The organism is Hyalangium sp. (assembly GCF_045802625.1).
Lineage (GTDB): Bacteria > Myxococcota > Myxococcia > Myxococcales > Myxococcaceae > Hyalangium.
Map to the genome: position 1 here is coordinate 1 of NZ_JBJMQP010000189.1, position 22575 is coordinate 22575.

At 65.3% G+C, this 22575-nt stretch carries 14 protein-coding genes and 1 pseudogene; 9 read left to right on the forward strand and 6 right to left on the reverse strand.

Annotated elements, in window-relative coordinates; genetic code table 11:
- The 3 genes and pseudogenes from ACJ8AT_RS31525 to ACJ8AT_RS31535 all read left to right on the forward strand — a co-directional run.
- Positions 1–537: pseudogene (locus ACJ8AT_RS31525) on the forward strand (hypothetical protein); the annotation flags it as partial.
- A 326-nt stretch (positions 538–863) separates the two neighbouring features.
- Positions 864–1601: an alpha/beta fold hydrolase gene (locus ACJ8AT_RS31530; RefSeq protein ID WP_407741647.1), complete on the forward strand. Its 738-nt coding sequence runs from the start codon at positions 864–866 to the stop codon at positions 1599–1601.
- 14 nt (positions 1602–1615) lie between these two features.
- Positions 1616–3643 carry an ATP-binding protein gene (locus ACJ8AT_RS31535; RefSeq protein WP_407741648.1) on the forward strand — a complete coding sequence of 676 codons (2028 nt, stop codon included), beginning with the start codon at positions 1616–1618 and terminating at the stop codon, positions 3641–3643.
- A gap of 9 nt (positions 3644–3652) precedes the next feature.
- On the opposite strand, the gene ACJ8AT_RS31540 is transcribed toward ACJ8AT_RS31535, so the two are convergent.
- A complete protein-coding gene (locus ACJ8AT_RS31540) occupies positions 3653–4486 on the reverse strand; it encodes a class II glutamine amidotransferase (RefSeq protein WP_407741649.1) in 834 nt (277 codons plus the stop codon).
- Between the two features lie 229 nt (positions 4487–4715).
- Between ACJ8AT_RS31540 and dnaK the strand changes: the two genes are divergently transcribed.
- From dnaK to ACJ8AT_RS31555, 3 genes are read left to right on the forward strand one after another with little or no spacing between them, the layout of a single operon-like run.
- Positions 4716–6317 (forward strand): molecular chaperone DnaK, encoded by a 1602-nt coding sequence (gene dnaK / locus ACJ8AT_RS31545; RefSeq protein ID WP_407741650.1) that lies wholly within the window; start codon positions 4716–4718, stop codon positions 6315–6317.
- Between the two features lie 24 nt (positions 6318–6341).
- On the forward strand, positions 6342–8330 hold the full coding sequence (locus tag ACJ8AT_RS31550; RefSeq protein WP_407741651.1) for a DnaJ domain-containing protein: 1989 nt from the start codon (positions 6342–6344) through the stop codon (positions 8328–8330).
- A gap of 30 nt (positions 8331–8360) precedes the next feature.
- A complete protein-coding gene (locus tag ACJ8AT_RS31555; protein ID WP_407741652.1) occupies positions 8361–9107 on the forward strand; it encodes a CvpA family protein in 747 nt (248 codons plus the stop codon).
- Positions 9108–9143: 36 nt separating this feature from the next.
- On the opposite strand, the gene ACJ8AT_RS31560 is transcribed toward ACJ8AT_RS31555, so the two are convergent.
- Positions 9144–9470 carry a hypothetical protein gene (locus ACJ8AT_RS31560; protein WP_407741653.1) on the reverse strand — a complete coding sequence of 109 codons (327 nt, stop codon included), beginning with the start codon at positions 9468–9470 and terminating at the stop codon, positions 9144–9146.
- A 694-nt stretch (positions 9471–10164) separates the two neighbouring features.
- Between ACJ8AT_RS31560 and ACJ8AT_RS31565 the strand changes: the two genes are divergently transcribed.
- Both ACJ8AT_RS31565 and ACJ8AT_RS31570 read left to right on the forward strand, forming a co-directional pair.
- Positions 10165–11043: an AHH domain-containing protein gene (locus ACJ8AT_RS31565; RefSeq protein ID WP_407741654.1), complete on the forward strand. Its 879-nt coding sequence runs from the start codon at positions 10165–10167 to the stop codon at positions 11041–11043.
- 16 nt (positions 11044–11059) lie between these two features.
- Entirely contained in the window at positions 11060–11623 is a 564-nt protein-coding gene (locus ACJ8AT_RS31570) for an imm11 family protein (protein WP_407741655.1), read from the forward strand.
- A 22-nt stretch (positions 11624–11645) separates the two neighbouring features.
- Here ACJ8AT_RS31570 and ACJ8AT_RS31575 read toward each other — a convergent pair whose 3' ends face one another.
- Together ACJ8AT_RS31575 and clpX are read right to left on the reverse strand one after the other, a co-directional pair.
- Positions 11646–14663, reverse strand: a complete 3018-nt coding sequence (locus ACJ8AT_RS31575; RefSeq protein ID WP_407741656.1) for a tetratricopeptide repeat protein — start codon at positions 14661–14663, stop codon at positions 11646–11648.
- 120 nt (positions 14664–14783) lie between these two features.
- Positions 14784–15857, reverse strand: a complete 1074-nt coding sequence (gene clpX, locus ACJ8AT_RS31580; protein ID WP_407741657.1) for an ATP-dependent Clp protease ATP-binding subunit ClpX — start codon at positions 15855–15857, stop codon at positions 14784–14786.
- Positions 15858–16083: 226 nt separating this feature from the next.
- Here clpX and speA point away from each other — a divergent pair, with 226 nt between their 5' ends.
- Positions 16084–18105 (forward strand): biosynthetic arginine decarboxylase, encoded by a 2022-nt coding sequence (gene speA, locus ACJ8AT_RS31585; protein ID WP_407741658.1) that lies wholly within the window; start codon positions 16084–16086, stop codon positions 18103–18105.
- Between the two features lie 846 nt (positions 18106–18951).
- On the opposite strand, the gene ACJ8AT_RS31590 is transcribed toward speA, so the two are convergent.
- Together ACJ8AT_RS31590 and ACJ8AT_RS31595 are read right to left on the reverse strand one after the other, a co-directional pair.
- Complete coding sequence (locus ACJ8AT_RS31590) at positions 18952–20853, reverse strand: hypothetical protein (RefSeq protein WP_407741659.1); 1902 nt, start codon at positions 20851–20853, stop codon at positions 18952–18954.
- A 521-nt stretch (positions 20854–21374) separates the two neighbouring features.
- Positions 21375–22085, reverse strand: a complete 711-nt coding sequence (locus ACJ8AT_RS31595) for a hypothetical protein (RefSeq protein WP_407741660.1) — start codon at positions 22083–22085, stop codon at positions 21375–21377.
- Between the last annotated feature and the right edge of the window lie 490 nt (positions 22086–22575).

Genomic DNA, 22575 nt, shown 5'->3' on the forward strand with positions numbered 1-22575 from the left:
ATCCTTCAGGAGCAGACGGATCTGTCCAGCCGCCGAAAGGAGATCGAGCGCTACAACCTCTACCGTCCTCCTCCAGTGGCCGAGTGGCGCCCGGCCCACGAGGTTCAAACGAACGTCGAGGACCTCGCCTCGAAGATCGAGTTCTACGAGGTGCAGGCCGAATCTCTTGTCGCCTTGCTGTACCTGAAGGAGCCTTCCTTCGTGAGCTACGAGGCGCACTCCCTGATCGCGGTAGACCACTACGTCGGGCACGAGCGCTGGGCCGAGCTCCATCGGTACATGCCCCCGGCGCAGCGGGACCGTCTGGTCCCCATGCTGGGAGGCTACCTGGGAGAGCTGCTCGTCACACAACTGGGGGGACGCTGGGTGCCACGACGCTCGCTGCTGGAGACCGCCGTGGTGGTGGACCAGAGGGCCTGGCTCCCCTTCCTTCGCGCCCACCACCTGCTGCAAGTCCCCAGCAACACGCTGGGCAAGTCCCTGGACTTCACCCTCTCCCAGTTCTTCCGCGAGGCCGCTCGCCACGCCCGCCAGTGAGAGGCTGAAGGGCGAGTCGGCGTCCTCCAAGGGGATCCGCCCTCGCAGATCCGCCAGCCGCGAGCCAGGCCGCCAGCCCGGCTTTTGTGACGTTCCTGCAACGGCTGTGAACGCAGGGGCTTGCGGGGTTATGATACGGACAGTCCGCGCGGGAGTGCGGACTGTCTCACATTCCGTCATCCGGAACTCTTGAATTCCAGCTTTCGCATCCTAGGCTGACGCGTGTCACGGAGGACTACCGCCGTGACTTATTTTTTGAGGTTTCAATGCCTGCGACTGCGAACAAGCGAAACAACATCAGGGTTTTGGGTAACGGCAGCCAGGCCATGATCTTCGCCCATGGGTATGGGTGCGATCAGAACATGTGGCGGTTCATCACTCCCGCCTTCGAGAAGGATTATCGCATTGTCCTCTTCGATCATGTCGGAGCCGGGCAATCCGATATCTCCGCCTACAACCGCAACAAATACAGCTCATTGAGCGGCTATGCCAACGATGTGCTGGAGATCTGCCGTGAGCTGTCCTTGACGAACGCCATCCTGGTAGGCCATTCGGTGAGCGCGATGATTGCCGTGCTGGCCGCCATCGCCGAGCCGGAGCGCTTCGAGAAGCTGGTCTTGATCGGGCCCTCTCCCTGCTACGTGAATGAGGGCGACTATGTGGGAGGCTTCAACCGGGGAGACATCGACGGCTTGCTGGACTCTCTCGAGAGCAATTACCTGGGCTGGTCCAGCACCATGGCGCCCGTGATCATGGGCAACCCGGAGCGCCCCGAGCTGGGCCAGGAGCTCACCAACAGCTTCTGCCGGACCGATCCCGAGATCGCCAAACACTTCGCTCGCGTCACCTTCCTCTCGGACAATCGAGCGGACCTGCCCAAGCTGAAGACCCCGTCGCTGCTGCTGCAGTGCTCTCAGGATCTCATCGCCCCGGACATCGTGGGCGAGTACCTGCACCAGCACCTGGCGGGCAGCACGCTGCGGAAGCTGGAGGCCACCGGGCACTGCCCTCATCTCAGCGCCCCCGAAGAGACCATCGCCGCGATGAAGGCGTTCCTGTGCTAGCCGAAGGCCGCGCCTTGAGAACCCCCGCCACCCCGCCCCCGGTCCCGCCCCCGGCGCTGCTGGAAGAGAGCGTCGAGGATCTCTATGAGAATGCGCCCTGCGGCTACATCTCCACGCTCCCCGACGGCACCATCGTCAAGGTCAACCGCACGCTGCTGGCCTGGACGGAGTACCCCCGCGAGGAGCTGCTGGCGGGCAGGCGGTTCCAGGATCTGCTGTCCATGGGCGGGAAGATCTTCCACGAGACGCACTACGCCCCGCTGCTGCGCATGCAGGGGTTCATCAACGAGATCAACTTCGAGCTGGTGGGCAAGAACGGCCGGACGCTGCCGGTGCTCGTGAACACCGCCCAGAAGAAGGATGCGTCCGGCAAGCTGCTCTTCTACCGGACGACGATCTTCAACATCGCCGACCGCAAGAACTACGAGCGGGAGCTGCTGCTGGCGCGCCAGAAGGCAGAGCAGGCCGCGAAGGCCAAGGCGGACTTCCTGTCGATGATGAGCCACGAGATCCGCACGCCGATAAACGCCATCATCGGCCTGTCCCATCTGCTGCGGCAGACGCGGCTGTCGCCTCAGCAGGAGAAGTACGCTGGCATCCTCCACTCCTCCTCCGAGAACCTGCTGGGCCTGCTCAACGACATCCTGGACTTCAGCAAGATCGAAGCGGGCAAGGTGTCGCTGGAAGAGCGGAACTTCAACCTCTCGCAGATGGTCCACGGCATCTTCCACAGCCTCCATGTGAAGGCCGAGGAGAAGAACCTGGCCCTGCGGGTGGAGCTGGACGAGCGGGTCCCGGACTGGCTCGTGGGCGATCCGGTGAAGATCGGCCAGGTGCTCACCAACCTGGTGAGCAATGCCATCAAGTTCACCGAGCAAGGCTCCGTCACGGTGGCGGTGCGGGTCCGGGAGCAGCACGCGGACACGTTCGCGCTGGAGCTCCAGGTCAAGGACACCGGCATCGGGATTGCCCCGGACCGGCTGTCCAAGGTCTTCGAGGAGTTCACCCAGGCCAGCTATGACATCAACCTGAAGTACGGCGGCACCGGCCTGGGCCTCACCATCTGCCAGCGGCTGCTAGAGCTGTATGGCAGCAAGCTCACCGTGCAGAGCGTGCTCGGAGAGGGCACCACGTTCTCGTTCGGCCTGCGGTTGAGGCTCGGGCAGGAAGAAGCGCCCGCCGGCCTCTCGAAGGACCGGGCGGACACACGCAGCCTCAAGGGCGTGAAGATCCTGGTGGCGGAAGATCAGCCCATCAATGTCTTCGTGCTCTCGCAGTTCTTGAACAAGTGGGGCGTCGACTTCGAGGTGGTGGAGAACGGGCGGCAGGCGATCGAGAAGATCCAACAGAAGCCGTACGATCTGGTGCTGATGGATCTGCAGATGCCGGTGATGGACGGCCACACGGCCACCCGCACGCTCCGGAGCCTGCCCGATGAGCGGTACCGGCACCTACCCATCCTCGCCCTGACGGCCTCGGCCCGGCTGGGCCTGGAGGAGCGGGCCGACTTCGCGGACTTCACGGACTTCGTGAGCAAGCCGTTCCGCCCGGAGGATCTCTTCGCGAAGCTCGTCCAGCACAGCGGCCGCTCCCAGGCCCCCGCCTCGGCGCTCCCCGCCATGGAGGCGCCAGAGCCGGGCCCCGCGGCGAAGCGGCCCCCCGAGCCTCCGCGCGTCAGCCTCGAGAAGTTCCGGGAGATCGCCGAGGGCGATGCGCACGCCCTGCTGGAGCTGAGCACTTTGGCCATCCACAACGCCGAGCGCAGCAAGCTCGACTTCCAGCAGGCGATCGAGAACGAGGACTCGGAGGAGTTCGAGTTCCATGCCCACCGGATGAAGATGACCCTGGAGCTGCTCCAGACGCACGCGCTGTGGGGCGCGCTCCAGCGGGCCCGGGAGTACCTCGCGGAAGCAGGAACGGACCCGGCCAGGGTCCGGGCCCTCACCCACGACATCCACCAGGAGCTGGATGCCCTGATCCTCGTGCTAAAGGATGAGGTGCGGCGGGTGGCCGCGAGCCTGTCCGTGCTGGAGCAGGTGTAGCGCGCCGGCTCAGGCCGCCGGGAGGTGGCGGACCTGCAGCTCCTCGCTCACCGCCAGCGTGGTGCCGTGCGCCAGCTCCACCCAGCCCTGGGGGCGCTTCACGTGGCTGGCCACCACCACCGCCCGCTGCCGCCGGTGCTCCGCTACCGCGGGCTGCGACTCCGGCGTCCTCGGGGTGATGCCGTGCACCTCGCAGGTGTCCGAGCCCTCCAGCCGCGTGTAGTAGAGCGGCGCCTCGCCCCAGCGCGTGGCCACGAGGATCCGTCCGTTCGTCGCCACGAAGTTCAGCGTCGAGGTGCGCACCGCCCCCGCCTTCGCCGCCGCGCGCTCCAGCTCCCGCGCCGTGTCCGCCAGCAGCGCCCCCGCCACCTCCGCCTCCAGCCGCAGATCCTCCATGCGGCCCTTGTCCCTCAGGTGCTTCAGGAAGTACGCGAACGCCACCTCGCTGTCCGTGGCCCCCTTCACCTGCCACTGGAGAAACTCCGGCAACGGCTCCAGCAGCGAGGCCCGCAGCCGCTCGAAGCCGTTCAAGGCCCCTTGGTGGGCGAACAGCCAGCTGCGCGCCCGGAAGGGCTGCGTGTTCTCCTCCAGGGACAGCCCCACCGGCAGCTTCCCCTCATGGAACACCAGCGCCCCGGACTCGTGGGGCGGCGCCAGCGAGTCCAACGTCAACCCCGCATCACTCGCGAGCCGCCGTAAGAGCACCTCCCCGTCCGCATACGTCCCCACCCCCACCGCGTTGGCTCTCGGCTCCGCCTGCGGGGCCACCTGGCCCTCCAGCCGCCGCAGCTGGCAGCGCAGCAGGTTCGGATCGGATGTGAGCACCGCCAGGACTGCCGCCATGGAACCGCACCCCCTGATGAAGCCTGTCGCCTAGGAGATAGATAATGATGGCTCCCCCCCGCCCTCAACCCACGCTCCCCAGGCCCCTCTCCTCCCGCTAAGCCCTTGAAATGGCTCGGATTTGGCCAGAGGGAACGTTTGACAGGCCCGCTTTGGGGTGCCTAACATCCCACCGCTTTACGCGAATTCGAGAGTGCCTGCGCTCGTGCAGGACTTCAGCGGAGACGGAATGTCGGACGAGATTGCGATCGGCATCGACCTGGGCACGTCCTATTCGTGCGTGTCGGTGGTCCAGGACGGACAGCCGGTGGTCGTTCCCAACGAGTGGGGCGAGATGACCCATGCCTCGTGCGTCTCGTTCCTGGAGGATGGCTCGGTGCTGGTGGGCAACGCGGCGAAGAAGAACATCATCGCCGCGCCCGAGGCCACGGTGTACTCGGCCAAGCGGCTCATCGGCCGGTACTTCTTCTCCGACGAGGTGAAGAAGGCCCAGGCGGTGATGCCGTACCGCATCGTCGAGGGCGAGAACAACTCGGTGCGGATTGAAGCGCGCGGCACCACGTATTCGCTGCCGGAGATCTCCGCGCTGGTGCTCAAGGAGATGAAGGCGGTGGCCGAGACGTACCTGGGCCGCGAGGTGAGCAAGGCCGTCATCACCGTGCCGGCCTACTTCAACGACAACCAGCGCCAGGCCACCAAGGACGCGGGCCGCATCGCCGGGCTGGAGGTGCTGCGCATCCTCAACGAGCCCACCGCGGCGGCGCTCGCCTACGGCTTCGGCCGGGACGTCAACCAGCGCATCGTCGTCTACGACTTGGGCGGTGGCACGTTCGACGTGTCGATTCTGGAGATCGGCAAGGACGTGTTCGAGGTGCTCTCCACCGCGGGCGACACGTACCTGGGCGGCGATGACTTCGACGACCGGATCATGACGTGGCTGGCGGAGGACTTCCTGGCCAAGACGCGGCTGGACTTGAGGCAGAACAAGTACTGCCTGCAGATGCTCAAGGACGCGGCGGAGCAGGCGAAGATCGACGTGGGCCAGCACGGCACGGCGGACATCCTCTGCGCGGGCATCTGCCAGGACGCCAACGGCAACGTGCTGGACCTGCGCCAGCAGCTCAACCAGGACCAGTTCAACCGGATGGTGATGGATCTGGTGCAGCGCACTTTCAAGGTGTGCGACGAGGCGCTGCAGAGCGCGCGGCTGACGGCCTCGGACATCGACGCGGTGATCCTGGTGGGTGGCCCCACGCGGCTGCCCATCATCCGCAACTCGGTGAAGCACTACTTCCAGAAGGAGCCCATGGAGGGCATCAACCCGGATCAGGTGGTGGCCATGGGCGCCTCGCTGCAGGCGCACGCGCTGCTGGAGGCCGGGGGCGAGACGTTCCTGGTGGATGTGACTCCGCTCACGCTGCGCATTGGCACGGTGGGCGGGTACACCGAGAAGATCATCGACAAGAACACGCCGGTGCCCATTGATCGCTCGAAGACGTTCACCACCAGCCGCGACGGGCAGGAGAAGGTGAAGATCCGCGTGTACCAGGGCGAGTCCAACCGGGCCGACGAGTGCGAGATGCTGGGCGAGTTCGAGTTCTCGGGCTTCCGCATCGGCTACCGCGGCGAGGTGAAGATCGAGGTGACGTTCGAGATCGACACCAACGGCCTGGTGAACGTGTCCGCGTGTGACACGGAGACGGGCCAGCGGACCACCACCACGCTCACCCTGTCCTCGGGCATGACCGAGGCCGACATCCAGCGGTCCATGGAAGCCACCCGCCAGATTCAGCTCGCTGGCCACAACACAGACCTCCCCTCGGTGGCCTGACGAGGCCTGGCAGGAACCGCCCCGATGTCCCAGCCCCCCGACTCCAACGCTGGCAAGCCCCCCGGCCCCCCCGCAGGCCCTGCTCCCGCGCGCCCGGCGGCCCCGGCCGCGCCTCGGGCTCCTGCTCCCGGCACGCCGCCCACGGCGCCGGCCGCCGCCCCGCCGCGCACGATGTCCTCGGGCGCTGTACCGGCGACGGCTCCGGGAGCCCCCGCACGCCCCGGCGGGCCTGTTCCCGTGGCCCAATCCCTCCCCTCGGTGGGCGCTCCGCAGCGGACCGTGTCCTCGGGAGCCATTCCCGCCACGCAGCCCGGGCCGGCCCAGGCCGCGCCTCGCCCTGCCGCTCCGGGCGCTCCGCCCGCGCAGGGGGCTCGTCCGCCGCCTCCTCCTGGGGCCGTGAACCCCGCCACGCTTCCTGTCGGCAGCCGGCCCACCGTGCAGGGCATGCCTCCGGTGAGTCCTTCCGAGCGCCCCGCCGTTCCGGGCATGCCGCCACCTCCGCCCGCGGCGTACCCGGCCGGCGCTGCTCCCACGGTGGGCTCGCCCGGCGTCGCTGGCCCCTCGGCAGGCTCGCCGGGGGTCGCGGCCCCGAGGCCTCCTCCCGCCGTGGCCCACCGCCCCACGGTCCAGGGCATCACTCCCATCTCGGTCAACCCCCAGCCTGGCCCGGGCGTCTCGCTGAACGAGCCCACGCCGTACTCGCCCGCGGCCCCGGCCTACCGGCCCACCGTGCCGGGCATCGTTCCGATCTCCGTCTCTCGCGGCACTCCGGCGCCGATCTCTCTCTCGCCCGCGCCCGGGGCTCCGGGCCCGGTGACGCGCCCGCCCACCGCGGGACAGCCGCCCGCGCCGCCTGGGGCCGCCGCCTCGCCGCGGCCGCCTCCGGTGATCATGCCGGGACAGCCGCCTCCGCCACCCCCGGGGGCCATGCCGCCTCAGGTCAAGCCTGGCGCCAAGGCCACCACGTCACTCCCGGCGCTGGCCACGGGGCCCGCGCCTCGCGCTCCCGCGGCTCCGCGCCCCGCCGGGCCGGGTGTGCCTGTCGTGCAACCTGTCGCCCCGGGCCAGCGGCCTCCTTCGCGCTCGGGCATTCCCACCGTTCAGCCGGCACAGCCCGCGGCTCCGGGCCAGCGGCCTCCGTCCCGCTCGGGGATTCCCACCGTCCAGCCAGCGCAGCCCGTCGCCGCCGGTCAGCGGCCCCCGTCCCGCTCGGGCATTCCCACCGTCCAGCCCGCGGGAGGCCACCGTCCCGTGCCGGGGGTGGCCCCGGCCGTCCCGCCGGGTGGGCCTCGGCAGCCCATGATGGGCAGCGCGCCGCTCGTGCCTCCCGTGGCTCCCGCTGCTCCCAGCGTCGCGCCCGTCGTCCCGCCTCCGGCCGCCGCGCGCGCTGCCGGGCCTGCCACGCCGCCTCCGCCGCCCCCGGCCGCCGCGGGCAAGGGCACGCTGGACGCGAACCAGATCGCCGATCTGGAGGCGCGCTGCGCGAAGCTCGATCAGCTCGACTACTTCGAGGTGCTGCAGCTTCCTCGCGAGGCCACTCCCGCGGACATCAAGAAGGCCTTCTACCGCGAGAGCCGCACCTACCACCCGGATCGCTTCTACCAGCTGGACTCCAAGGCGCTGAAGGATCAGGTGAACGAGCTCTACAAGCGCGTCACCGAGGCCTACTACGTCCTGCGCGACGACTCGAAGCGCCGCAAGTACCTGGCGGACATCACCGGCCCGGAGCGCGCCCAGAAGCTGCGCTTCACCGAGGCCTCCGAGGCCGAGTCCAAGGCCGCGGTGAAGAAGGAGCACGAGGAGCAGATCGGCACCCACCCCAAGGGCCGCCAGTTCTACCAGCTCGGCGCGGCCGATCTGGAGGCGGGCCGATGGTCCTCCGCTGAACGCAACCTGAAGATGGCGCTCACATATGAGCCCGCCAACGCTCGATACAAGGAGAAGCTCCTCGAGGCGCAGAAGAAGCTCAACGAGGAGTCCAAGTCCAAGGGCGAGGCCTTCAAGATCAAGTAAGGCGCCGCCAGCGGCAGGAGCGGGTCCGCGATGAACATCGATCTGTTGATCCTCTTCCTGGTGGTGTTCTTCGCGCTCGTCGGCGCCTATACCGGGGCCGCGAAGCAGCTCGCCCACATGGTGGGGATGGCGCTGGCCTACTACGTGTCCCGGAAGCTGGGCAGCGTGGTGGGCGCCAGGCTGGCGGCCTCGCTCGGCACCTCCGAGCTCGTGGGAGTGCTGGTCGGTTCGATCCTGCTCTTCATCGTCGTGCTGGTGGTGGTGCGCTACGCCCTGGGCGCCCTGCTCCAGCGGGTGATGACAGGCAAGGATCCGAACAACCGCGGGCCGGACCGCGCCATTGGCTTCGTGCTGGGCGGGGCGAAGGTGGCCTTCATCGCGTACGTGCTGCTCAGCGCGCTCACCTTCGTGGAGCAGCACGTGGAGGTGGCGGGCAAGAAGGTGGGCTTCTCCCCCGAGAACTCGCGCTCGTTCGCCTTCGCTCGGAACCACAACCTCTTCGAGCTGACGCAGTTCGCCCCCGTGAAGGACTTCGTCCGGGTGGCGCAGGCCAGCACCCACCCGGAGCAGGCCGCGAAGCTCGCGAATGATCCGGCCTACAAGTCGCTGCGGCAGGATCCGCGCTTCCAGCGCGCGCTCAAGGACGACGCCCTGCGCCACTCGCTCGAGCAGGGAGACACCCGGGCGCTGCTGCGCAGCAACCTGATCCTCCAGCTCATCCAGGATCCCGAGTTCGCCGCCCGGCTGGGCGCCGCCTCCCACGCCGCGGATCGTTGAGCGTCGTGCCCGTCCGAAGCGCCTGACACGGGTGCGTCACAACACGCGGGCGGCGCGGGCCTCCTCCAGCGTGTACTCCTTATGGCCCGTGGCGAAGGGGCCTGTCTTCTGGATGAGCCACGCGCGGGTGCCTGGAGGCATGTAGAAGTCCTCCTCGAAGGGGGACAACCCCAGGTGGCGCAGGTAGTCCGTGCCCGTGACGGGGAGCTCATCCACGGTGATGGCACGGGGCGTCATCAGCCCTCTCTGCCACGTGGCGTAGGCTTGCGCCGCCTGCTCCGCTGCCAGCTCCAGAAAGCCCATCGTCGAGGTGACAGGCGCCCAGCGGTCCTCCAGCAGTAGTCCCTGCATCTCTTGCGTCATTCCGGCTCGTCTCCTCCCTCAAGGGATGATGATCAGGATGACCTCGCCGTCCGGGGCTCAGGCACTGTCTCCGCGCTCTGAGGTTGCCCCGATTACTGAACCGGGGCAACCTCACCTGCCCGCACAGCCCGTGGGTTCCTAGCGCGAATACCACCCGGCATATCCTCCTCTGCCGGGTGGCGGCCCCCTAACCTGCTCCCCTGTTCACACCAAGGGGCGCCCCATGCTCTGGCGAATTCTCTGGAAGGCCGAAGCACTGTTCCTCGCCGTGTTGGTGGGGTGCTCTACCGCCCAGCCAGTGATCCGGGTGGACTCAGGAGCAGAGGGCGAAACGCTGATCTCCATCCCCCGCGCCGCCACGGCGGAGCCCGTGGAAGTGACACCAGAGCAAGTCACCGAGGCGATCCGGAGAATGGCGCGCGAGGTGCGCTTGACGGGCTCACCCCGGCAGACAGTGGAACGACTGTTTCAACTGGACGCGCTCTATGGGGATTACCTCTACCTGCTGCGAGAGCGAAAGCTCGTCCCTCTGGAGCCGGGCGTGCCCCTGGAAGGAGCGTTGACGGAGGGGGAACAACAGCTCGTCAGCCGTTACAAGGCATGGTGTCGCAGTGCCCAAGGAGTGGAGGGTGATTGCCTGGGGGCGCTCGTGGGGGGCAAGTACCTGGACATGCAAGGCCGGTACATGCTGGCCATGGCCTTGAGCAAGAGCCCCGTGCTGGAGGAGTTCCAGAAGGCGCTCGGTGACATGGTGAGCATGCAGGCCGTCCTGCAAGCAGCCATCGGCACTGTCGTCACGCTGCTCGTCTTGCTCGCGATGCCCGAGCCCGTGACCAAGTTTGTGGCCGCGTGGGCAACTGCGGCGCTCGTGCTGTGGGTCGGCGCCTTCACGCTCTACAACCTCGTGAAAGGCTGGTTTGAGTTGATGGAAGAGATGAAGGTCGCCACCACCTTCGAGGAGATTCGCGAAGCGGGCGAGAAGTTCGGCCGGCTGTTCTCACGGGAAGCGGCGCAAGCCTTTGCCATGATCGTCATGGCGCTGCTCACGCACAGCGCGAAGGGGTTCGCGGAACAGGTGGCGACGCTGCCCGGCTCGGCTCAAGTGTCGCTCCATGCGGCGGATCAGGAAGGAGTCCTGCTGTCCGAGGTGGGCGCGGTGGAATCGGTGGCCGTGACGGATGACGGCTTCCGCATGGCGCTGGCCCCAGGCGCGGTGGCGATGGCGGCGAGCGGTGGGCGCAGCACTCGCAAGCAGAATCACCACATCGGAACCATCGCGAATGAAATTTCGACCTTGCGTGGTGGCCCGTGGACCCCTCGCCTCAAGAAGCTTTTCGCCAGGGCGGGGATGCGGCTGAGGGACGAGGAAAACATCGTGCCCATCCAGGGGCACAAGGGGCCGCACCCGCAGCGCTACCATGAGATCGTCTACAGGCGCCTCCGGGTAGCGCTGGGAGACTGCGCCAGCATCGCTGCATGTCGGACGGAGTTGATCCGCGAACTCCGAAGCCTCGCGGCAGAGATCTCCACACCGGACACGGAACTAAACCGGCTCGTCACCGAAGGGGAATGACGCTAGAACTTTTCCGATGACCCAACGCTTCTTCGACCTGTCCGACGATGTTTATGTCCCCCATCGCTGGCACTTGGATACGCCCGTCAACAGCAAGGGACAGCCTGTGCATGACTGGGACTTCACGCGAGGAAGGTCCGTTGACGTGGGAGGGCGGTTGAGGGTTCCTGTCGAGATTGCGGGCAGGCCGTTGGACTTCACCGAAGCGGGCTTGGGCATTCCCGTTGTCCACGCCAAGCTGGCCTTCATGCTGGCGGAGCAGGCTCGTGATGATGTGCAACTGATCCCCGCAGACATTGAGGGCCAACCGGATCAATACGTCGTTCTAGTGGCAACGCGTCTCATCCGCTGCATCGACGAAAAAGCATCAAGGATTCTGCTGTGGACCCCTGAAGATGGAGCGCCGCACAAGGTTGGCAAATACCGCGATGTTCGGGACATGCGCATCGACAAGGCAAAGGTGGGCGGCGCCAAGGTGTTTCGCCCCGAAGGCTGGGAGGTAGCCTTGATCGTCTCCGAGGAGATCAAGAACGCCCTAGAGCACATGCGCACGACGGGAACACGCTTCACCGAGGTCTAAGACCTTAAATAGCCTCCGAGGCTCAGCGCGAGCCGTGTGAGGCGAGCCACTGGGAGGCCTCGGCCCCCTTCGGGTGGTGCAGCCCCTGCCAGTGCGAGCGCGCCTCGGTGGCCAGCTCCACCGCGCGGGGGCGATCCTTGCCCAGCTCCCAGAGGGCCCGGGCCAGCAGGAATTGGAGGCGGGCGCGCAGCCGCGGTGGCCCCAGGGACAGGGCCCGCTCGAGTATGGGCTCGGCCTCGGCGGGCTTGCCCCGGGCCAGCAGGAGGCTGCCGGAGGCCCTCAGGGTCTCGGCGATCTCCGGGTTCTGGGGCCCCAGCTCCTTCTCCTGAATGGCCAGGGCTCGCGCCAACAGCCGCCCCGCCTCGTCATACCGCCCGAGCGCGGTGAGCACCGAGCCCAGCTCATCGAGCGAGCTGGCCACCAGGGGATGATCCGGGCCCAGCGCCGCCTCCCGCAGGGACAGCGCATGCTGGTACTGCCGCAGGGCCTCGTCGTAGTGCCCGGTGGCCTCGGCCACCCGCCCCAGCCCGCTGATCGAATCCGCCAGATCCGCATCATCCTTGCCCAGCGCCTTCTCCTCGAGCGCCAGCGCGCGCTCGTGCCGCTGCCGGGCCTCGTCGTAGCGCCCCAGCTCCTCGAGCACGGTGCCCTGACTGAGCAGCGTCGCGGCGAGGCGGGGATGATCGGCGCCCAGCGTCTTCTCCTGGAGGGCCAGGGCGCGCTCGTTGTGCCGAAGCGCCTCCTCGTAGCGCCCCAGCGTCCTCAAGGTGTCGCTCAGGTTGTTGAGCGTGTTGGCCACCAGGGGATGGTCAGCGCCCAGGGCCTGCTCGCGGACGGCCAGCGCCCGCTCGTGCCGCTCCAGCGCCTCCTCGTAGCGCCCCAGGGAGGTGAGCGCGTTGCCCAGGTTGCCCAGCGCGCTGGCCAGATCCGGGTGCTGCGGCCCGAGCGCCTTCTCCCGGATGGAGAGGACGCGCTCGTGCATGCGCGCCGCCTCCTCGGGGCGCCCCAGCTCCTCGAACACATTGCCCAGGTTGTTGAGCGGAGGCGTCACCAGGGGGTGCTCGGGCCCGAGCACCTTCTCGCGAAGCGCCAGGGCACACTCGTACTTCTGCCGGGCTTCCTCGTAGCGCTTCATGTCCGCGAGGATGATCCCCTCGCTGTTGCAGGCGTTGGCGCGGGTGAGATCGTCATCGGCCAGCTCCACGGCCATCTCCATGCCGATCTGCAGCAGCCCCGCGTCCTGGTGCCGGGCCTCGCGATAGCCCACGAGGAAGTAGAGGAGCCCCGACGCGCGAGCCGCCACCAGCCGATCCTGCCCCCGCGCGGCCATGCTCACGGACTGGCGCGCCAGCTCCTCGGCTCCCTTGTAGTCCCCGGTGCCATCCCGTGAGAGCGCCCCGAGGAACAGGGCGCGGGCTTGCAGCGGCGGGTGGCCCAGCTGATCCGCCTTCCGCAGCAGCTCATCGGAGCGGGCCTGTCCCTCCTTGTACTTGCCGGCGTCCAGCAGCGTCTCCACCGCGTCGAGCTGCTGTTGCAGGGCCTCGGCCTGGGCTCGGAGCGTGGCGTCCTCCGGGGGAGGCACCGCCGCCGTCAGCGCCTTGGTGTCCGCGCAGTACTCCAGCGGCGGCAGCGACTGGGCCACCTGCACGGCGCGGGGGAGCAGCTCCTTGTCCGGGCCGCGCGCCAGCAGCTCCGTGAGCGCGCGGAGCTGGCTGCGCCGCCGCTCCAGGCAGTACTCCCGGCGCACCGCGAGGCCCTGGCCCTGGGCGGACTCCTGCCGGATGAGCTCGCACACCTCGGTGCGCTGCTTCACCCAGGCCTCCGTGTAGCCGTCCAGCACCGAGGCCACCCGCGTGAAGGTGTCCGCCGCATAGGGCAGCTCCGTGCCCAGCAGCGCCTGCTTCACCCGCGCCCGCACCTCCGAGTCCCAGATCCCCCCAAGCTGCCGCGACACCTGGGAGCAGCCCGGCACCGGCCCTTCCTGCCGAGCCCAGCCCCACACCGCCAGCGCCGCCAGCCCCACCATCGCCAGGGCCACGCCCGCCCGGCGGAGCACCCCCCTGCGCCGCTTGTCCGGATCATCCGCCAGCGCCGCCAGGAGCGGCTCCATGGAGGCCGGGCGCTTCCGCGGATCCGGCTGCAGGCCCCAGAGCACCGTGCGCGTCACCCACGCGGGCACCTCGGAGGCCTCCGGCGGCGTCACCGCCTTGCCCGCGAGCTGGGCGCGGGTCAAATCGGTGGGGGTGGAGCCTCGGAAGGGCAGCTGTCCGAAGAGGGCCTCGTACAGCGAGGCGCAGAAGGCGAACAGATCCGTGCGAATGTCCGCCGGGCTGCCTCGGAAGAGCTCCGGGGCCATGTACGCCGGCGTGCCCATGAACATGCCGGGCAGCGTGAGGACGCTGGACCACGAGCCGGAGGGGCGCGCGGTGACCCTCAGGTCCGTGGGAACCGAGGCCTCCGGGAGCGAGACGGGCTCCTGCGCCACCGGAGCCGGCGCCGTCTCCGGGGAGCCCACCGCGGTCTGGGTCCGCGCCAGCCCGAAGTCCGTCACCCGCGCTCGCCCATCCTCGCCCACCAGCACGTTGTCGGCCTTGAAGTCCCGGTGGATCAGGCCCGCGGCGTGCGCGGCGGCCAGCCCTCGCCCAGCGGCGATGTACGCCTCCAGCACCTCACGCCAGGTGCGGGGCCGCTCGCTCTTCCAGCTCCGCAGCGTCCGCCCCTGGATGTACTCCATGGCGATGAAGAGCGAGCCGTCCTCCAGCGTGCCCGCGTCGTAGACGGCCACCACGTGGGGGTGGCTCAGGCGTGCCATGGCCTGGGCCTCGCGCACCAGCCACGCCTCTTCGCCCTCGCTGCCCTCCGTGCTCCGGCCGCGGCGCAGCAGCTTGAGGGCCACGCGCCGGTCCAGCCGCGAGTCATACGCGGCGACCACCACGCCCATCCCGCCCTGGCCCAGCTTGTCCAGCACGGTGTAGCGGCCCGCGAGGATGTGCCCGGGAATGAGCCCGGCGGGCGCCTCCTCCACTTCCGCGCCGCTCATGTCCACGCCTCCGCTCGCGAGCCGCCTCACCGGCCCGCGCTGGGAAGGATCTTCCCAGGTTCGGCGCTCTTACAGAAGCCCACCTGCCAGGTCCAGCCTTCTCGGGCGCTCCCCCAGGGTTCAGGCGCTGATCTGCGCCGCGTCCAGCCCCGCCAGGCGAGCGCGCACGAAGTCCGCGTCCACCCTCACCCGCCGGCGGCGGAGCTCGGGCGCATCGAACATCACATCCGCCATCACGTGCTCCAAAATGGAGCGCAGGCCGCGGGCCCCCAGCCCCTTCTCCATGGAGAAGCCCACCACCGCGCGCAGGGCGTCCTCGGTGAAGTCCAGCTCGATCTCGTCGTACTGCAGCAGCTCGCGGAACTCGCGCAGCACCGAGTCCGGCGGCTCGGTGAGCACGCGCAGCAGCTCCTTCTCTCCCAGCGCGTGCAGCTGCACCATCACCGGCAGGCGCCCGAGGAACTCCGCGAGCATGCCGAAGTCCACCAGCTGCTTCACGGCGATGCGCCGCTGCACCTTGCGCACCACCTCCTCGGCCCCGAAGCCCACCGGGCGCGTGCCGCCGTCGCCGTACTCGTGGAGATCCGAGAACGTGCCGGCGCAGATGAAGAGGATGTCCTTGGTGTCGATCTGAACGAAGTCGCTCTTGTTCCAGGCCTGGGTGACGTTCATGGGGACGAACACCTCGCGCCCCTCGAGCAGCTTGAGCAGCGCCTGCTGCACGCCCTCGCCGCCAATGTCCCGGCTGCCCGCGCCGTTGCGCGCCCCCTGGGTGCGCCGGGCGATCTTGTCCACCTCGTCCACGAAGATGATCCCGCGCTGGGTGTCCTCGACGGAGTGGTTGGCCTTGAAGAGCAAGTCCGAGATCATCACCTCCACGTCCTTGCCGTAGTAGCCGGCCTCCGTGTACTCGGTGGCGTCCACGGTGGTGAACGGCACGGAGAGGAGCTCCGCCAGGTTCCGGGCGATGTGCGTCTTGCCGCTGCCGGTGGGGCCGATGAGCAGGATGTTGGACTTCTTGATCAGCGAGCCCCGGCGCATGCGCCGCGCCTGGATGCGCTTGAGGTGGTTGTGGGCGGCGATGGCCACCGCTCGCTTGGCCTCTTCCTGGCCGATCACGTAGCGATCCAACCGCTCGAAGATCTGCCGAGGCGTCAGTACCGGCTCTTCTTCCCTGCGTACGGACGACTCCATGTACCCTCCCCTTCGGTCCACACATCCTCCCCGCATTCGAGAGAAGGGTAGGAATGAAACAGGAGCCGGCCCACCTTGGACGCTCCCTGCGCCTTTCCCGCCGCCCGGTTGGCTGCCCTCCGATCAGTCGACTATTGAAGCCGGGACGCTTTCCCTATAGTTGCGCGCGTCCATGGGTTGAAGGCACTCACGCCCCAACCCCTCGCCCCGGAGGCCCCGAGACTCAATGGCCATCACCTCGCCGCCGCAGCACCGCTGGACCCTTGCCGACGCCCTGGAGACCTATGGCATCCGGAACTGGGGCAACCCCTACTTTGGCATCAACGACAAGGGCCACGTGTGCGTCCATCCGGACGGGCCGCAAGCGGCCAGCATGGACCTGAAGGAGCTGGTGGACGAGGTGCGGCGCCGGGGCATCGGCCTGCCGCTGCTGATCCGCTTCACGGACGTGCTGCGCCACCGGGTGACGCACCTCAACGAGGCGTTCCTCAAGGCCATCACCGAGCACAACTACAAGGGCCAGTACCGGGGCGTGTACCCCATCAAGGTGAACCAGCACCGGTACGTGGTGGAGACCATCGTCGAGACGGGCAAGCAGTACGGCTACGGGCTCGAGGCGGGCAGCAAGCCGGAGCTCATGGCGGTGATGGCGCTGTTGGACAACGAGGACGCGCTCGTCATCTGCAACGGCTACAAGGACGAGGAGTACGTGGAGACGGCGCTGTTCTTCTCGCGCCTGGGCCGCAAGGTCATCCTCGTGGTGGAGAAGCCCAGCGAGCTGCCGCTGATCGCCGAGGTGGCGCGGCGCACGGGCATCTCCCCGCGGCTGGGCGTGCGGGTGCGCCTGTCCACGCGCGGGGCGGGCAAGTGGGAGGCCTCGGGCGGAGACCGCTCCAAGTTCGGCCTCACCTCCTCGGAGCTGATGGCCTCCATCGCGTTCATGCGCGAGACGGGGCTGTTGCAGCACTTCGAGCTGCTGCACTTCCACCTGGGCAGCCAGATCTCCAACATCCGCAACGTGAAGAACGCGCTGCGCGAGGTGGGCTGCTTCTACGTGGAGGTGGCCCGCCAGGGCGCGCCGCTGCAGTACCTGGACGTGGGCGGCGGCCTGGGCGTGGACTACGACGGCTCGCAGACGAACTTCACCTCGTCCATGAACTACACCACGGAGGAGTACGCCAACGACGTGGTGTTCGGCGTCATGGAGGCCTGTGACAGGGCCGGGGTGAAGCACCCCACGCTGGTGTCCGAGTCCGGGCGCGCGGTGGTGGCGCACCACGCGGTGCTGGTGGTGGACGTGCTGGGCACCAGCGAGTTCGATCCGGCCCAGGTACCTGACAAGGCGGACGACAAGGCCCAGCCGGTGGTGCGCAACCTGGTGAGCACCTTCAAGGACGTGACGAACAAGAACCTGCTGGAGTCCTGGCACGACGCCCAGGACGCCAAGGAGGAGAGCCTCACCCTGTTCTCGCTGGGCCACCTGTCGCTGGAGCAGCGCGTGGCGGCCGAGAACATCTACTGGGCCATCTGCCACAAGATCATGCGCATTGCCCGGGAGCAGGGAGAGATCCCCGAGGAGCTCGACTCGCTGGAGAAGCAGCTGTCGGACACGTACTTCTGCAACTTCTCGGTGTTCCAGTCGCTGCCGGACTCGTGGGCCATTGATCAGCTCTTCCCGGTGATGCCCATCCACCGGCTGAGCGAGAAGCCCACGCGCAAGGCGACGCTGGCGGACATCACGTGCGACTCGGACGGGAAGATCGAGCACTTCATCGACAAGCGCGAGGTGAAGGACTCGCTGGAGCTGCACCCGCTCAACGATGACGACTATTACCTGGGCATCTTCCTGGTGGGCGCCTACCAGGAGATCCTGGGCGACTTGCACAACCTGTTTGGAGACACGCACGCGGTGCAGGTGTCGCTGGCGCCCAACGGGGGCTACCTGATCGATCACGTGGTGGAGGGAGACACCGTGAACGAGGTGCTCCACTACGTGAGCTACAACAAGGACGACTTGGTGGCGCGGCTGCGCAAGTTCACCGAGGTGGCGCTGCGCCAGGGCCGGATCAGCCTGGACGAGTCGCGCACGCTGCTGCGGATGTACGAAGAGGGCCTGTCCGGCTACACGTACCTGGAGCGGGACGTGGACGCGAAGTTCGCCGCGTCCAGCCACGGCCAGCTCCGCCTGGTGGCCCCGCCCGAGTCCGGCGCCCCCCCGCGCATCAACCCTCCGCCCACCGGCACCTGAGAACCCGGTGCCCCCCACTTCTAAACGTTTAGAAGTGGGGGGAGTGGGGCCTCAATCAAGAAGAAGACTGAGGCCTCCAAAGGAAGCAATGAGCCTCGCCACCTCTTGAGACGGCGATGCGTCCCGGGAGGCGGCGGGAATCGAACCCACGCCGGGCGGTGCGAAACCTCTAGCAGAATCGCGCCCTTACCTCGTAACCGCCCGGAATGCCTTGGAGTCGATATCCCGCCGCGTCCCGTCTCGTCCCGTCCTGTCCCAGTCCGTTCCGCAGGCTCCTGCGACATACGTGCAACATGGCGGAGGCCGAACCCGCGCAGGCGTAGCCCGATCCACAGGTACTTCACGAAGGGAGCCCACCCGTCCAAGCCATCAGGAAGTCATGGAGATCCCCGCCCCACACCCGCATTTCCACGCTCGCGCCGATTGTGGCTAGGAGTGTGTCGGGGTACCGCCAAAAAATCGAGTCCTAATGTAGTGGGTGGTCGAGGTTCTCCGCAGGCTTTATTACTGTGTCATAAACGTCTGGTTTGTCAGCAAGCAAGCTGGCCATCAGCGCGTGAAGGCACTCGGCCAGACTCAGCGCCGCGCCCAGCTTGTTAGCGACGGCCGTGCGGGCCTCTGATGGTGGCGCACCAGTCAACACGTGGGAAGGATAGGCCGCGAGTCGCGCGCAGTTCGTCCGCGCGTTGCACCAGATCCCCGAGCGTGTCAGCGCTGACTGGCTCGCGCTGGCACTCCGGAAAGCCAATGCAACTGAGGCCAGGGCCGCGAAGGTGCCCACAAGGTTGAGTGGTACAACATCGTCTCGCGGGGAGCGCCCACTCCATCACTTTGAAAGGGGTGCCACTAATGTGCAGCGTTGAACTGAGTAGTGGTCGAATGAAAGCCGTCGCTAGCCTCTACTTCAATCAAGACAAGTTTTGGGTCTGTGACTTTTGCTGAATCAACTTTGATTCTCGGGGTATGTAGCCTGATAGCAGCAATGTCCCAAGTCTTTCCACCATCGTAACTGATCCGCACCGTATATGAAAGATCAGAGTCATCGGCATCAGCCCCTTTCCAGGTAACAGAACCTCCCTCTGGATCTACGCCAAAGGAATTTGGAAGACCGATCCCATAGATGGTGGGAATATTCTTATCTGTGCGCATTTTGTGTATTGATTTGTCACCGTTAATAATCTCGATGGCCGCAATTTGCGGCTCGAATGAAGCGACGCCCAACAAAGATACTGCCTCACCTTCGCCTGATGGGATCTCGTATAGGGGGAAGGGTTTGGCATCTCCGTCGCTGCCGATAACCTTCAACGAAAAACGCGGACTCGGATTTACGGTTGGCAAGACAGCGTAGGTCGTTCTGCGCACGAACATCGACTGAGTCTTGCTTCCCGCTGAATTCACAATAGCACTCACAAGCAGGAGGTCGCCTCTCCTAATGAACTGCTCTGCTTTGGATTCATCTGCTTGCCAGGGTTTCTCGGGCGCGTCTGCGGGTGCATTTACTCCGGCGTCTGCGGGTGCATTTACTCCGGCGTCTGCGGGTGCATTTACTCCGGCGTCTGCGGGTGCATTTACTCCAGCGTCTGTTGGTTCTGTGATTGAAGGGGGAGGGGCACCGGCTTGCACTCGGATGGCACTGTCAATAAAGGCATTCGCAACTGGTGATGACAGAGTTTCCTGTTCTGCGCGCAGTCGGGCAAGAATGCCTTCGTAAGTGTACTTGCTAACCCACAGAAGATCACAATAAGTCATCACGTCAGACCATTTATCGACGGGCATTGTTGAAACAGGAATGCCAGCATCAGGATCGCCAACATCTAGGGCAACAAATTGCGCATCAGTTGTCGACAAGTATCCAGTTGGATTTGGATAACCAGGATCAGGATCAGTAAGTGGACCGCTACATTCTTTTCGCTGTTGAGCATGAGACCGCCCCAATGTGTGAGCCAATTCGTGCCCACCATACCAATCAGCGATAGTTCCATCAGTGTCCCAGGCACGCATTGATTTACCTGATGGGCCTGCACCCACTGCCATAAAGTTAACTGTTGGAGGGGTGTCGGAACATCCGCGCATTTCGTCAATGTTCCCGTCGGCATATTGGAGGTTGGGTACTAATGCATAGTAATGCGTCGCAAGATCGGCGATAGTGCCATTTTTTAGTTCCTGCTGTTTGAGATCCCTCAATGCCTCTTTGATTAAGTAGCATCTGCGAAGCCCGTCGTAAGCAAGGGTCTTCCTTGTTGTATAAATCTTGCCCGTTGGGTAGGCCCGCCGAAGCCATGATTCCAAAAGTGCATAGTCAAGCTCGCTAGGCTCGTATACTTTTTTGCCAATATAATGCTGGATACCAACTAGGCGAACTTTGAGCGTTGGGGAGGCACCGATCTTTAATGATGCGATATTCTGGCAATTGGTGCATTCAACTGAATTGCCAGGCACAGAGAGAGAAGGCTGGAAACTTATTTGATCCAAGTCGACGCGAAAAGAAGCGGGAGGAATCAGGAAGTTTAGGCTGCTTTCTAGCCTCTCTCTCTCGTGCGAGGACGGCGGACTCATATCTGTGGATGTGTTGATGGCACCTAGGCTCGACAGGCTTGTTATCTCGCCTGATGAATAATGAAGCATCAGATTGCCATCGACTTTTTCGATAGGCGTCGATCCCCCCAGATAAAGTCTGATGATCGCAGCTTTGGATGCAATCAGTGGAATTCGGCCCCTTTCATCTTGGATGGATTGATTGATCTCCACATGACGTATAGTCAGTCGAATTGTCGGGGGGGGTGATGCGTCGGGCGGATCAAGGGTAGGAGGGACTTGGTTTGCTAATGACCAAAGCGCCAGCAATAGTGCTTGTGCGTGCATAATTGATTTTGCGTAAGTGGTTCTCTGCTTAAACCTGATGGTAAAAACCCGGGCTCCGTTAGCCATAGCCACCTGTCATCAGCGACCGCTTGATGCGTACTACAGTGGTCGATTTCCTCGGATAGGAAGCCTCATTCTTCGGAGATAACTATCACTGCAGCACTAGCACCAAACGCGCGGAGGGGCCGAAACCGATGACCTGAGCAGTTCCGATGCCTCAGAGGGGGAAGCACCATCATGCCTCTTCTGGGGTGCCGGAACTTACATGTGAACCATAAACGGGCCGTTTACGCGTTTGGTGCTAGCGAAGGAACTTCGGCACCAACCGCCTTCACCTTATCAGCACCCGGTAAACTGCCTTCTGGGAGCAGGGACGAACCCTGCCGGAAATCATCTCGAAAAGCAGTCTACTTCTTTTCGAAGTCACTGGCCTGGATTCTCATGCATTGACTGAAAGCATTTCCGATAACCACCAGCACTGCATCGCCTTGCAGTTTGCTTAGGAAGATATCTCGTACTTCAGCACTCCGGTCCTGCCCGGGAGGTGGCGGCCCCTGTTGAACGTTTGTGCTAATTGCTTTGTCGAGACCAAGGCAGGATTGAGATTTTGATGGATCAGGAAGCGCGCTGCATCGTTGAAGATCCGAAAGCCGTGCCTCAGCTTGCGTCTGCAATGAGTAGGCTTGGCTCCACGCCGCATGCAATGCTTCCGACTTATTTTGAGGGATAAATGCATCCACCAATTGAGTTGCTGCTCCTGTTCCTGTGACTATGTATCCGGATAGCGACTTTGTCTTGTCATCTGATGCACTAGAGGCTGATAGTGCGATACCTACAGCAGAAAGTAGTCCTGATGTCGCCGAAACAATGATACGCCGGATATCTCTTGCCTTAGCCGCGTCCTCGGTTTCCTGCCTCAGCATTTCCACTTGATCATGGCAGGCTTTTTGCGACTGTTTGACGACACCGCCTAGGTCAACATCTCCCGTAGCTTGCCAAGGAGGGCCTTGTAACGACATTGAATCAGGTGTCCGAGCCAATGCAATGCCACACCCCGGGACAAGCAGAGCGATTATACATAGGTTCATGATTCGAAATCGAGAATTTTCGGCTTGCACGAATGGCGTCTCCTTTAGGTTCGTACTTTTCGTGAGTTGCGTTCGCTTACATTCGAACGATTGATGATGCCCGGTTCCCAGCCTCAGCAGGTAGCCTAAAATTCGTGCTGGGGACCACTTCGAACACCTACTCCGGAAGGGCCAATCACCCCACAGGGAGAGAGTGTGTGAGGGGCAAGAGGTGATCGGACGGGTCCGGAATTCGAACCCGCTCCGGGCGGTGCGAAACCTTCAGCAGAATCGTGCCCTTACCTCGTAACCGCCCGGAATGCCTTGGAGTCTCGATCCCGCCGCGTCCCGTCTCGTCCCGTCCTGTTCCAGTCCTGAACCATCCCCTCATTTCGACGAAGCCCAGTAACTTCAAGGGGTTACAATCCAGACAGGCTGGCGAAATCCCAAGTGGTTACGGGCACTTGCGAAAATGAGGGGATACCTCAGGTTCCAGTCCGTTCCGCACGTTCCTGCGACATACGTGCAACATGACTGGAGA